The organism is Mycobacterium sp. (assembly GCF_029961025.1).
Lineage (GTDB): Bacteria > Actinomycetota > Actinomycetes > Mycobacteriales > Mycobacteriaceae > Mycobacterium.
This window is the reverse complement of the sequence record NZ_JASBVP010000007.1, coordinates 327,295-339,833: the sequence shown is the minus strand read 5'-3', so window position 1 is coordinate 339,833 and position 12,539 is coordinate 327,295. Positions and strand designations below refer to the sequence as shown.

9 protein-coding genes and 1 pseudogene are annotated in these 12,539 nt (G+C 69.7%); 7 read left to right on the top strand and 3 right to left on the bottom strand.

What is annotated here, in order from left to right:
* The first annotated feature begins 82 nt into the window (after nucleotides 1–82).
* Together QJR12_RS11280 and QJR12_RS11275 are read left to right on the top strand one after the other, a co-directional pair.
* Nucleotides 83–1,546, top strand: coding sequence for an LCP family protein (locus QJR12_RS11280; RefSeq protein ID WP_300582032.1), 1,464 nt, complete (start codon nucleotides 83–85; stop codon nucleotides 1,544–1,546).
* A complete protein-coding gene (locus QJR12_RS11275; protein WP_300582029.1) occupies nucleotides 1,534–2,256 on the top strand; it encodes a TIGR03089 family protein in 723 nt (240 codons plus the stop codon). The genes QJR12_RS11280 and QJR12_RS11275 overlap by 13 nt, the downstream gene beginning before the upstream one ends.
* A gap of 27 nt (nucleotides 2,257–2,283) precedes the next feature.
* Here QJR12_RS11275 and QJR12_RS11270 read toward each other — a convergent pair whose 3' ends face one another.
* Nucleotides 2,284–3,810, bottom strand: coding sequence for a wax ester/triacylglycerol synthase family O-acyltransferase (locus QJR12_RS11270; RefSeq protein ID WP_300582026.1), 1,527 nt, complete (start codon nucleotides 3,808–3,810; stop codon nucleotides 2,284–2,286).
* Nucleotides 3,811–4,147: 337 nt separating this feature from the next.
* On the opposite strand from QJR12_RS11270, the gene QJR12_RS11265 reads away from it, so the two are divergent.
* Both QJR12_RS11265 and ctpC read left to right on the top strand, forming a co-directional pair.
* Nucleotides 4,148–4,429 carry a DUF1490 family protein gene (locus QJR12_RS11265; protein WP_300582024.1) on the top strand — a complete coding sequence of 94 codons (282 nt, stop codon included), beginning with the start codon at nucleotides 4,148–4,150 and terminating at the stop codon, nucleotides 4,427–4,429.
* A gap of 23 nt (nucleotides 4,430–4,452) precedes the next feature.
* Nucleotides 4,453–6,603, top strand: a pseudogene (gene ctpC, locus QJR12_RS11260) (manganese-exporting P-type ATPase CtpC); the annotation flags it as partial.
* Nucleotides 6,604–6,672: 69 nt separating this feature from the next.
* Here the strand turns inward: ctpC and QJR12_RS11255 are convergent.
* Nucleotides 6,673–7,356, bottom strand: a complete 684-nt coding sequence (locus QJR12_RS11255; RefSeq protein ID WP_300582021.1) for a cation transporter — start codon at nucleotides 7,354–7,356, stop codon at nucleotides 6,673–6,675.
* 166 nt (nucleotides 7,357–7,522) lie between these two features.
* Here QJR12_RS11255 and QJR12_RS11250 point away from each other — a divergent pair, with 166 nt between their 5' ends.
* Nucleotides 7,523–8,275 (top strand): glucose 1-dehydrogenase, encoded by a 753-nt coding sequence (locus tag QJR12_RS11250; protein ID WP_300582018.1) that lies wholly within the window; start codon nucleotides 7,523–7,525, stop codon nucleotides 8,273–8,275.
* Nucleotides 8,276–8,318: 43 nt separating this feature from the next.
* On the opposite strand, the gene QJR12_RS11245 is transcribed toward QJR12_RS11250, so the two are convergent.
* Nucleotides 8,319–10,079, bottom strand: coding sequence for a helix-turn-helix domain-containing protein (locus QJR12_RS11245; protein WP_300582015.1), 1,761 nt, complete (start codon nucleotides 10,077–10,079; stop codon nucleotides 8,319–8,321).
* Nucleotides 10,080–10,339: 260 nt separating this feature from the next.
* On the opposite strand from QJR12_RS11245, the gene QJR12_RS11240 reads away from it, so the two are divergent.
* Together QJR12_RS11240 and QJR12_RS11235 are read left to right on the top strand one after the other, a co-directional pair.
* A complete protein-coding gene (locus QJR12_RS11240) occupies nucleotides 10,340–11,992 on the top strand; it encodes a long-chain fatty acid--CoA ligase (protein WP_300582012.1) in 1,653 nt (550 codons plus the stop codon).
* A complete protein-coding gene (locus QJR12_RS11235; RefSeq protein WP_300582009.1) occupies nucleotides 11,989–12,432 on the top strand; it encodes a zinc ribbon domain-containing protein in 444 nt (147 codons plus the stop codon). Before QJR12_RS11240 ends, QJR12_RS11235 begins: the two co-directional genes overlap by 4 nt.
* Nucleotides 12,433–12,539: the final 107 nt, after the last annotated feature.

Here is a 12,539-nt window from a genome sequence, read left to right as displayed (position 1 = left end):
GCGCTTCGCTCTGCACGGGTTGAGTCTGGCACGCCGGACCCTCGTCCCCACGATGGGGCTGTAGCGGAAGTAATCTAAAGTGATGGATGTTCAGCGAGTGAGCCGTATGGTCGCCACCGCGGCGGCCGTCACCGTGGTGCTCGGCACCGGGGTCGCGTGGAGCAAGCTCCACACCTTCGAAGACGGCATCTATCACATGTTCGCCCCCTCGCTGGGCCGTGGCGGCGACGACGGTGCGATCGACATCTTGCTGGTCGGCATGGACAGCCGCACCGACGCCCACGGCAACCCGCTGTCCGCCGAGGAGTTGGCCGCGCTGCGCGCGGGTGACGACGTCGTCACCAACACCGACACCATCATCTTGATTCGCATCCCCAACAACGGAAAATCGGCCACCGCGATCTCGATTCCGCGCGACACCTATGTCCAGGCACCGGGTCTGGGCAAGACCAAGATCAACGGGGTTTACGGGCAAGTCAGGGAGGACAAGCGGGCCGGCCTCGTCAAGTCGGGCGTGGCGCCGGCGGAGGCCGAGGCGCGGGGTACGGAGGCCGGCCGGGAGGCCCTGATCGAAACGGTCGCCGACCTGACCGGGGTGACCGTCGACCACTATGCCGAGATCGGCCTGCTGGGCTTCGCCCTGATCACCGATGCCCTCGGCGGTGTCGACGTGTGCCTCAAAGAACCGGTGTACGAGCCATTTTCGGGTGCCGACTTTCCGGCGGGCTGGCAAAAGCTCAACGGCCCCCAGGCATTGAGCTTTGTCCGCCAGCGCCACGATTTGCCCCGCGGCGACCTGGATCGGGTGGTGCGCCAGCAGGCGGTGATGGCCGCACTCGCCCATAAGGTCATCTCCGGCAAGACGCTGTCACACCCCGCCACGCTGAACCGGCTGCAGCAGGCCATCCAACGGTCGGTGGTGATCTCCTCCGGGTGGGACATCATGGATTTCGTGCAGCAGTTGCAGAAGCTGGCCGCCGGCAATATCGCCTTCGCCACCATTCCGGTGCTCGATGAAGCCGGCTGGAGCGATGACGGCATGCACAGCGTGGTGCGGGTGGATCCCAACCAGGTTCGCGACTGGGTCGCCGGCTTGCTGCGTGCCCAGGATCAGGGCAAAACCGAAGAGTTGACCTACACGCCCAGCAAGACCACCGCCAACGTGTTCAATGACACCGACATCAACGGATTGGCCGCTGCGGTGTCAGAGGTGTTGACCGCCAAAGGGTTTACCGCGGGCACCGTCGCCAACAACGAAACCGGGCATGTGACCGCTAGCCAGGTGCGGGCCGCTAAGACCGACGACCTGGGCGCGCAGGCGGTGTCTAAAGACCTCGGCGGCTTGCCCGTCATCGCCGATCCGTCGGTGCCGCCCGGATCCGTTCGGGTGGTGCTCTCCAACGACTACACCGGCCCCGGATCCGGTCTTGAGGGCACCGCCGCGGCGAAGCCGGCCGCGTCGCAGCAGGGTCCGGGCGACACCGGCGCTCCCCCGCCGTCGCCGATTCTGACCGCCGGCTCCGAGCACCCGGAGTGTGTGAACTGACCACGCTCACCGACGCGATCCTGGGCCCGATGCTGCGCGCCGACCCGGTGGGACCGCGCATCACCTACTACGACGACGCTGCCGGCGAGCGCATCGAGCTGTCCGCGGCCACCCTGGCCAACTGGGCCGCCAAGACCGGCAACCTGTTGCGCGACGAACTGGGCGCCGGGAGGACCAGCCGGGTCGCCGTGCTGCTGCCGGCGCACTGGCAGACCGCGGCGGTGTTGTTCGGTATCTGGTGGATCGGCGCACAGGTCGTGTTCGGCGGCCCCGCCGAGGTCGCGTTGTGCACCGCTGATCGGGTCCACGCTGCGGAGGCGGCCGTCGGTGCCGGCGGCGAGGTGGCGGTGCTCTCGCTGGATCCGTTCGGGCGGCCGGCTCCCGATCTGCCGGTCGGCGTCACCGACTACGCCACCGCTGTTCGGGTGCACGCCGACCGGATCATCCCCGAACCCCATCCCGGCCCGGCACTGGCCGGTCGATCGGTCGGCGAGGTCCTGACCGCCTGTGAAAACTCCGCGGCGGCCAGGGCTTTGACACCAGCCGACCGGGTGTTATCCACCATGTCCTGGGACCGGCCCGGCGACCTGGTGGACAATGTGCTGGCCGTCCTGGCGATCGGCGCCTCGCTGGTGCAGGTCGTCAACCCCGACCCCTCGGCGTTGCCGCGCAGGATCGAGGCCGAGAAGATCACCCGCGTCCTGGCCTGAGCCAAGCCCGGGCGCGCCCGGCGGCGTTTACCGCGGCCCGAGCGGCCGCTGCGGTCCGGACCGCGACGACGAACGCATCGCCGGGGCCTGGCCGGATCGCGGCGAACTCGGCCGCCGGCGAGGCCGCCGATCGTGGTGTCGCTCGCGGCGGGCTTCCGGGAGCCGGTGGAAGGCGTCCAGCACATCCAGCTCGCGGCCCAGCAGGTCGGCCAGCGTGCCGATCTGCGGTACGGCGCGGCGGCAGCCGGTCAGGCCGAACGACATCTGGCCGTCGAGGCTGGTGCAGGTGATGTTGAGGGTCTGCCCGTCGACGGGAACCGACACCGGGTAGAGCGCTTCCAGGCGAGCGCCGTTCCAGTACAGCGGTCCCACCGGGCCGGGAACATTGGAAATCATGACGTTCGGTGGCGGCGGCACCCCGGGCGCACGGCCCAGCACCATCGCGAGCGCGAGCGGGACGGCGCCCACCGCGCTCATCGCCAGCACCTGTAACGGGCTGCGGCGTGCGAGTGCGGCCTTGCCGTCGCGCATGCTCGCCTGCACCGCCGCCAGCCGCTCGGCCGGATCGGCCAGATGCGTGCCCAGTGAGCACATCAACGTCCCGATCTTGTTGCCGGGAACGTCGCCTGGCGCCCCGGAATTCTCCGCCTCCCGCAGCGAGACCGGCACCATCGCCACCAGCGGCGCGGCCGGCAAAGCCTCGCGGGCGAGCAGATAACGCCGCAGCGCACCCGAGCACATGGCGAGCACGACGTCGTTGAGGGTGGCGTCGGCGTGCTTGGCCACCAGCCGCAGCCGCTCGATCGGGAAGGTGCAACCGGCGACGACCCGGGAATTGCTCATCGACACGTTCAGGGGGGTATGTGGTGCGGCCAGGCTCAGCGGGCCACCGCGGCCGCGCAGCGCCCGCCAGGCGGTGTCGGCCATGGCGGGCACCATGCCGGCCCACTCTTCGGCGGTTTCCATCACCCGACGTGCGGCGCTTAAGCCACCGGCCCTGCCCGCGGTCGCCGTGGTATCCGACGATCGGGCGTGACCGGCGATCTCCCACATCGCGGGCATGCCGCGCCGATCCGGGTCGGCGCTGACGGTTCGCTGCAGCAGGCCCATCGCCGAGACACCGTCGGCCATCGCGTGGTGGGTCTTGACGTACAGCCCGTACCGCTGGTCGCCCAGGCCCTCGATCAGGTGCAATTGCCACAGCGGGCGGGACCGGTCCAGCATCTCCGAATGAAGCTCTGCCACCAAATCCCACAACCCGGCCATCCCGGCGTTGCGCGGCAACGCGCTCAGCCGTACGTGGTAGGACAGGTCGGCGGTGGTGTCGGTGTGCCAGTACCACTGTCCGAGCGAAGTCAGTGAGCGACGCGGGCGCCGCCGCCACAGCGGCGCTACCCGCTCACGCGCCAGCGCGGCGGCGAACATCTCCCGCACGTGGTGCGGGTGGCCGCCCTCGGGTCCGCTCAGCAATGCCAGTGCGCCGACGTGCATCGGCCGCTTCGGTGTCTCGGCGGCCAAAAACAACGCGTCGGTGGGCGGCATCGGGACCGGCATTGGCAGCAACCCTTCCGCGTAGCCGAAACAGCCTCCCCCACATCCGCTTTCGCCCACCAGCCCGCGAACCGCGAGGCCGCCTGGACCCATCGCGCCCCGAACGCATACCCCACACCTTGGCCAGGTTCCGATCGCCGCAGCACCGCGACGGCACACCCACTTGGCGTCCGGACCAGACCCACTCGCCGAACGAAGCTAACCAGGAAAATAGCACCCGCGTCGGATGATCGCGACCGATAGCCGTTCAGATTCATGTTGATATAGCAATATTTCTATGTTAATCTGGCACCCAGACGGCGGTCGCGCCGACGAGGCAGCACGGGAGGAAGGTTAAACAATGGCGATGCACGGGCTTGTCGCGAAAACGGCCACGCTGGCGCTCACCGGGGTGATCGGGGCGGCCGGCTATGAGGCGCTGCGCAAGGCGGTGACCAAAGTTCCCTTCCACCAAGCCGCCGTCACCGCCGCGGAATGGGGGCTGCGGGGGACCCGGCGGGCCGAGGAGGCGGCGGAATCGGCCCGGCTGAAGCTGGCCGACGTGATGGCCGAAGCCCGAGAACGCATCGGGGAAGAGGTGCCGGCCCCGGCCCTCGGCGACACCGAGCGGCACGAACACTGATCCGGTGACCTGGAACCGGTGACATGACTATCGCGAGGGGTCCTGCCCTGCAGGTTATTTCGGATGCCGCCGGACGGATGCGGGTCCGGGTTGCGTGGGTGTCCGGCGATGCCCGTCGCGCCGTGGCCGTCGAGGACTCGGTGGCCAAGCAACCCGGCGTGCGCGCGGTGCATGGCTATCCGCGTACCGGGTCCGTCGTGGTGTGGTATTCGCCGAAACGCTGCGATCGCGCCGGGGTGCTGGCGGCGATCCGCGCGGCCGCTGACGTTCCCGTCGACCTGATCCCGGCGCGCGCCCCGCATTCGGCCGAGATCCGCAACGCCGACGTACTGCGCATGGTCGCCGGCGGGGCGGCGCTGGCGCTGCTCGGGGTGCGCCGCTACGTGTTCGGTCGGCCGCCGCTGTTGGGCCCGACCGGCCGACTGGTTGCCACCGGCGTCACGGTGTTCACCGGCTATCCGTTCCTGCGCGGCGCCTTGCGCTCGATTCGCTCCGGCCGGGCGGGCACCGATGCCCTGGTGTCCGCGGCGACGGTGGCCAGCCTGGTGCTGCGCGAGAACGTGGTCGCGCTCACGGTGCTGTGGCTGCTCAATATCGGCGAGTACCTGCAGGACCTGACCTTGCGACGCACCCGGCGGGCCATCTCGGAGTTGCTGCGCGGCAGCGCCGACACGGCGTGGATTCGCCTGGACGGCGGAGACGAGATCCAGGTGCCGATCGACTCGGTGCGCATCGGCGACGAGGTGGTGGTGCACGATCACGTGGCGATCCCGGTCGACGGCGAGGTGGTCGACGGTGAGGCGGTTGTCGACCAGTCGGCGATCACCGGGGAGACCCTGCCCGTCAGCATCCTCCCCGGAGCGACGGTGCACGCCGGTTCGGTGGTGGTGCGCGGCCGCCTGGTGGTGCGGGCCCGAGCGGTGGGCCGGCACACCGCGATCGGCCGCATCATCGCCCGCGTCGAAGAGGCCCAGCACGACCGGGCGCCGATTCAAACCGTCGGCGAGAACTTCTCCCGGCGTTTCGTGCCCACGTCGTTCATCGTTTCCGTGCTCACCCTGGCGGTCACCGGGGATGTCCGGCGCGCGATGACGATGCTGCTCATCGCCTGCCCGTGCGCGGTGGGGCTGGCTACCCCGACCGCGATCAGCGCGGCGATCGGCAACGGCGCCCGCCGCGGCATCCTGATCAAGGGCGGGTCACACCTGGAACAAGCCGGCCAGGTGGACGCGATCGTGTTCGACAAAACCGGCACGCTCACCGTCGGGCGCCCAGTGGTAACGAATATCGTTGCCATGCATGAGGATTGGGAACCCGAGCAGGTGCTGGCCTATGCGGCCAGCTCGGAGATCCACTCCCGCCATCCGCTGGCCGAAGCGGTGATCCGCTCGACCGAGGAACGCCGCATCAGCATTCCGCCGCACGAGGAATGCGAGGTGCTGGTGGGTCTGGGCATGCGGACCTGGGCCGACGGCCGGACCTTGCTGCTGGGCAGCCCCTCGCTGTTGCAGGCCGAAAACGTCGAGGTGTCCCCGCAGGCGGCCGAGTGGGTGCACAAGCTGCGACGCCAAGCCGAGACCCCGCTGTTGCTCGCCGTCGACGGCACGCTGGTCGGCCTGATCAGCCTGCGCGACGAAGTGCGGCCTGAGGCCGTCGACGTGCTGAAGAAGTTGCGGGACACCGGCATCCGCCGCATCGTCATGCTCACCGGTGATCACCCCCAGACCGCTGAGGCGGTCGCCGGGGAGCTGGGCATCGACGAGTGGCGCGCGGAGGTGCTGCCCGAGGACAAACTCGAAGTGGTGCGCGCGTTGCAGCAGCAGGGTCACGTCGTCGGGATGGTCGGCGACGGGATCAACGACGCGCCCGCGCTGGCGGCCGCCGACATCGGGATCGCCATGGGGCTGGCCGGAACCGACGTCGCCGTCGAGACCGCCGATGTCGCGTTGGCCAACGACGATCTGCAGCGCCTGCTCGACGTGCGCGACCTGGGTGCCCGGGCCGTGGACGTGATCCGGCAGAACTACGCCATGTCCATCGCGGTCAACGCCGCCGGACTGCTGATCGGCGCCGGGGGCGCGCTGTCACCGGTGCTGGCGGCGATCCTGCATAACGCCTCCTCGGTGGCCGTGGTGGCCAACAGCTCCCGGCTGATCCGCTACCGCCTCGACCAGCAGGGGCGATCGCCGGCGGCGCCCGGTGCGCGGGGCCACGCCGACAGCCCGGGTGCTGACGGTGATGATTCAGCATCCGCAGTCTTCGCCCCGCCACGACCGGATGCCCTGCCAGGCCGCGACGGCGGCGATGCCCAGACCGATCACCGGATCGCACCACCGGCCGCCGGGCCAGGCGGCGGAGAGTGAAAGACCGACCAGAACCGCGGCGGCCTGGGCGGCGCACAGATAATTCTGGGTGGCCTCGCCGGCGGTGGCCGGCGAGCCCAACCGCAGCGCGAGGTTGCGTTTGGCCCGGCCGAGGACCGGCATCAACACCAGCGCAATGCCGGTCACGGCGATGCCGATCCGCGAGGTCTCGGCGCGGTGCGCACCGAACAGATCCCGGACGGATTCGGCGGCGATGTAGGGGGCCGTCAGCCAAAACGACAGCGCGACACCGCGCTGGGCCCGTCGTTCGGAGGTCGCGGAGAGGGTGCGCACCCCGCTGAACCGCCAGATCACCATGGCGCTGGCCAGCGCCTCGGGCGCACTGCCCAGCGCCCAGCCGGTCAGTGCGATGGATCCCACCGCCAAGCCCTGCCACAACCCCACGGCGCCTTCGGTGAGCATCGCGGCCAGGCTCACCCAGGCCAGCCGTCGCGCCCACCGGGCGAGCCGGTGCCATGCCGCTTCCCGGCCGGACTGCGGTGAATCGTCGTCGCAGCAGGTGTCTCCGGCGTGACGGGCGCGGTTCCCGACGGGGTGGGTCATCCCCGTGATGCTAGCGGTAACCCCGGCGCGCTTCCGAGGGCCGCGCCGAGCGGGCGTCGCCCGCAATCCAGGGTGCGTCCCGAAACGCGACACCTCCCCGGCCTCCGCAGCGGGCATACTGCGCGATGAACGGTTTTCGAAGGCGCGAGCGGAAGGGCGGGTCCCGGTGGCCGACAGACTCCAGGGCAAGGTGGCGTTGATCACCGGGGCCGCCCGCGGGCAGGGCGCCGCGGAGGCCCGCTTGTTCGCCGCCGAGGGCGCCCGGTTAGTGATCGGCGATGTGCGGGAAGATGACGTGTACGCTCTTCGCGACGAGTTGGCTGGCAGCAACCGCGAGGTCTACGCGATGCGCCTCGACGTGACTCGTGAAAGCGACTGGACGAACGCGGTCACGCAGGCCGAGAACCGCTACGGGAAGCTGGACGTCCTGGTCAACAACGCGGGAATCCTGAGCATGGCGGGGGTCGAAGACACCGACCTGGCGTTGTGGAACACCATCATCGCGGTCAACCAGACCGGTGTGTGGCTGGGCATGAAGACCTGCGTGCCGGCGATGCGCCGGGCAGGGGGCGGCTCGATCGTCAATGTCTCGTCGATCTATGGCCTCATCGGCAGCGGCGCCGCGACCGCATACCAAGGCACCAAGGGCGCCGTTCGGCTGCTGACCAAGACCGCCGCGATCCAGTACGCCCCGCAGGGCATCCGGGTCAACTCCGTGCACCCCGGTGTCATCGCCACCCCGATGATCGACGAGCAAGTGCCGCCCGACGCGCTGCCCCCGTTAATTCGGGCCACCCCGCTGGGCCGGGCCGGGAAACCCGAGGAGGTTGCCTACGGGGCCCTGTTTCTCGCATCGGACGAGTCCTCATTCGTCACCGGCTCCGAACTCGTCATCGACGGCGGTTACACCGCCCAGTGAGGTGATCGGGCCGCAGCGCCAACCAGGCTCTCGGGTAAAACGCTCAGTAAAACGCGTGGTCGATATCGATGCCGACGCTGTGCAACTTGCGATACAGGCGGGAGCGTGAGATCCCCAGGCGTTGCGCCGCCGCTTTCTTGTTGCCCCCGGTTTCGTGCAGCGCGGCCAGGATCGCGTCGACTTCGGCGCGCTCGAAGCGGCTGACGGGGCGGCGAGTCGCCGCGCGCAGCAGGTCGGCTGGAACTTCGGTCAGGCGGACCGGACCGGGTTGCGCACCCGAGGTCAGGGTCTCGACAAGCTCGGCCAGCTGGGCGACGTTGCCCGGCCAGTACAGCCGTTGGAAGGCCTGCAGTACCTCGCTGCTGAACTCGCGCCGCCGCCCGGTGCGCCGCGCCTGGCGCGTTGCCAGCGCGGCGACCAGCGGCGGCAGATCCTCGGGCCGTTCCCGCAACGTCGGCACCTCGACCCGCACCGCGTCGAGAAACGTTGTTAGCGGATCACAGTCACCGAGGCCGGTCGCGGTCGCGATGAACAGCCACCCACCCGCGGGAAGATCCTGCGCCAGTGCGCGCAAGCCGCGCACCAGCGCCGGTTCCAGCACATCCACGTTGCGGACGATCAGGGTCCCGTGCGGCGGGCCGGCGACCTGGTGACGCAGCCGGGACAACCACGGCGACGGGCCCTCGACGGCCACCGCGGCCGCGTCGGCCACCACCAGTGCGGCCCCCGGGTGCACCGTCTCGTGCAGCGCCTTGGCCACGGTGAACTTGCCCACCCCGGGCTCGCCCGACAGGACCAGCGAGGCGCCGCGGCGCGCGGCGTCGCGGGCAAGCCGACAGCATCCTCGCCACGCGGCGCTGCGACCGGCCACACCGGGAAGCTCGTCGGCGCCGTCGTCGCCCGTCGGTCGCGGACCCGGCGGCTGTGCCATCTCCCGGATCTCCAGCAGCGCACCGATCGGTGTGCCGGCCTCCTGGATCGCCCTGGCCCGCACCCGCAAACCCGTCTCACCCGGAAACGCGAGGTCGTGTTCGCCACCGGTGCCGATCGTCATCATCCGGCCCGCCTGTTCCCACAGCAGGGCGTGTTCGACGCCGGCGAGCAGGCGGGACGCCCGCGCGTTGGCGATCATGATCCGCTGGTTGATGGCGACCAGCGCCTGCGAACTGGTGTGGCCGGCTTGCAGGAAATGCTGCAGCAACGCCTGCTCGTCCAGGCTGCGCTGGTGATACAGCCGCTCGCTGATGTCCCGGCTGGCTTGTTCCACCAGGGGGCGAAGCAAACCGTTGGTGTCGCGCACGTGACAGGTCAAATCGATCACGCCCACCAGTCGTCGGGTGAGCGGATCGAGGATGGGCACGCCGACACAGGTCAGCTCCGCCAGCCGCTCGGCGAAGTGCTCCGGTCCGACCACCTGGATCGCCCGGCCGATTTCCACCGCGGTGCCCAGGCCGTTGGTGCCGACGATGTCCTCGGCGTAGACGAAACCCTCGGCCGCGCACACCCGGTCGAGGTGGCGCATCAGGGCGCCCTGACCCACCCGGCGGGCCACGATGCGGCCGAGCGGGTCGGACAGGATGATCGCGGTGTTGGTGTCCGCCAGCAGGGTGGCCAGCCGATCGACAACGGGAATCGCGGCACGCAGCAGCGGGCTCTGCGCGTCGAACTCGGGCCGGTATGGCAGCGCAAACCGGTCCGGATCAGCCCCGAGCATTCGGGAGCGACGCCACGAGGTGAGGATTTCGTCGCGAACGCTGTGGCTGATCGGCTCTCCGTTGATCAACCGGGCTTTCGCGCTCTCCATCGCGGCATGGCTGGTTGATGCCCGTGCAACCGCCACCTGGATCCTCCGCTTATCTCGGTATGTGAGCCACGTTACAGTGAGTTTCCCGTATCGACCGGGGCAACGATGTGCCGTTTTGAGACACGCTTTCTGATTCCGCTGATGCCAGAATGGCTTCCGCTGATGCCAGAATGGCGACGGTTCGCGTGGCAGCCGAAGTGCCTGGTTATGGCGTATGCCGTGGACTCCGCTTCGCGGGAGGAGAGCGGAAGGGCGCACACATGCGCGCACTGATGATGGACCACCAGCTGCTGGTCCACCGGCTGCTGTGGCGCGCCGAGCACGTCTTCGGCGACAAACCGGTCATTGCGCGCACCGGCGAGGGCATCCACCGCTACAGCTACGCGGAGTTCGCGGATCGCGTTCGCCGGCTCGGTGAGGCGCTGGCGGCGCTGGGTGTGCGTGCCGGCGACCGGGTGGGCACTCTGGCGTGGAACACCTACCGGCACTACGAGGCCTATTTCGGGGTGCCCTGCATGGGCGCGGTGCTGCACACCGTGAACCTGAGGCTGCCTCCCGAGCAGATTCGCTACACCATCAACCACGCCGGGGACCGGGTGCTTTTGCTGGAGCCCGATCAGATCCCCCTGGCCGAGCGGCTGGCACCGCAGCTGCCCGGGGTGCGGGCCTACGTCGTGATGGCGCCCAGGGTCCCCGAGACCCGGCTGTGCCCGGTTTACGGATACGAGGACCTGCTGGCCGCGGGTCGCGGCGATGGCGGTGCACCGGAATTCAACGAGAACACCGCCGCGGCCGTGTGCTACACCTCCGGCACCACCGGTGATCCCAAGGCCGTGGTGTACAGCCACCGCAGCCTGGTTTTGCACACGTTGGGGTTGTGCGTGCACGGGTCGATCGGCGTGCGCGAAGACGCCACCTTCCTGGCCATCAGCCCGATGTTTCACGCCAACAGCTGGGGCATCCCGTATGCGGCCGCGTTGCAGGGCACCACCCTGGTGCTGCCCGGCCCGCACCCGCAGGCACGCGATTACCTCGAGCTGATCGAGGCGTGTCGGGTCACCCATGCCGTCGGCGCGGTCACGGTCGGGGTGATGATGCGCGATGAGCTGCTGTCGGCCGGGCGAGCCTATGACCTCTCTTCGCTGCAGGTGCTGTGGCTGGGCGGACAAGCACCACCTACCGGCCTGATGCGCTGGTGGCGCGACGTGCACGGGGTCAGCGTGGCCCAGGGCTGGGGCATGACCGAGGCCTCGCCGTTGGTGACCTTCACCGAGCTGAAGGAAAAGCACCGCGATCTTGCCGAGGATGAGCGGGACGCGGTTCGCGCCGCCCAAGGGCTGCCGCTGCCGTTGTGCGAGATCAGGCTCGTCGACGAGGCCGGCCGGGAACTGCCGTGGGACGGCACCCACGTGGGCGAATTTCTGCTGCGTTCACCCTGGGTTGCCCGCGAGTATTTTGACGATCCCCGCAGCTCAGAGAGTTTTCGCGACGGCTGGTTTTACACCGGTGACGTCGGAACCATCGACCCGGACGGGTACGTGCGCCTGACCGACCGGGCCAAGGACTTGATCAAAAGCGGCGGCGAGTGGATCTCCTCGGTGGCATTGGAGAACGCCTTGATGGCCCACCCGGCGGTGATCGAGGCGGCGGTGGTGGCGGTGCCGCACCCCCGGTGGCTGGAACGTCCACTGGCCTGTGTTGTCGCCAGGGATGTGCTGACCGAGCCGGAACTCAGGGCGTATCTGGCCGACCGCCTACCCAAATGGTGGATACCCGACGAGGTCCTGTTGCTGCCGGAGATTCCCAAGACCGGGGTCGGCAAATTCGACAAGAAGGCGCTGCGCGCCCGGTTCGCCGATCCGGCCGCTCGCGCGGCGCTGCGCGCCCCCGCCGGGGAGGTGCCGGCCCGGTGATCCTGGTGGACTACCGCTGCACGACCTGCTCCGGCCGGGTGGAGCGGCTCGTCGCGACACCACCGCCGAGCGTGATGCCCTGCCCGGCCTGCGGCGCTCCGGCGCGGCGGTGCTACCGCCCGGTGAGCCTCGGCGGTGTCGCCCGGCCGCCCGCGGCGGACGGTTCCGGTGACCGGGCGCCGTCCTGCCGTGAGTATCCCGACGTGCCCGGGTTGTGCCACCTGACGCCCCCGGCGGCGCGCGCCTGGGTGGCCCGCGCCCGCCGCGACAACCGGCGACTGGAACGCGAACTGCAGCGCCAGGAGCAAACGCTGCGCGAGCACGGGGCTGCGGCCGGTGAGCCGGTACGCCATGACCACGGACATGGCCGCCCGCCGCACCCCGGCCACCCGCACGCCCACCCCGCGCACCGACCCCCCGGGCAAGGCCGCGATGACTGAACGTAACCCGACCCGCTTCGGCGGCCGCCGTTTCTCTCGGTGTCCCGTTTCGGGACGCATCATCAGCCGATACCGGGAGCAAGCTAACGCTGACGCGGTCCGGCGCG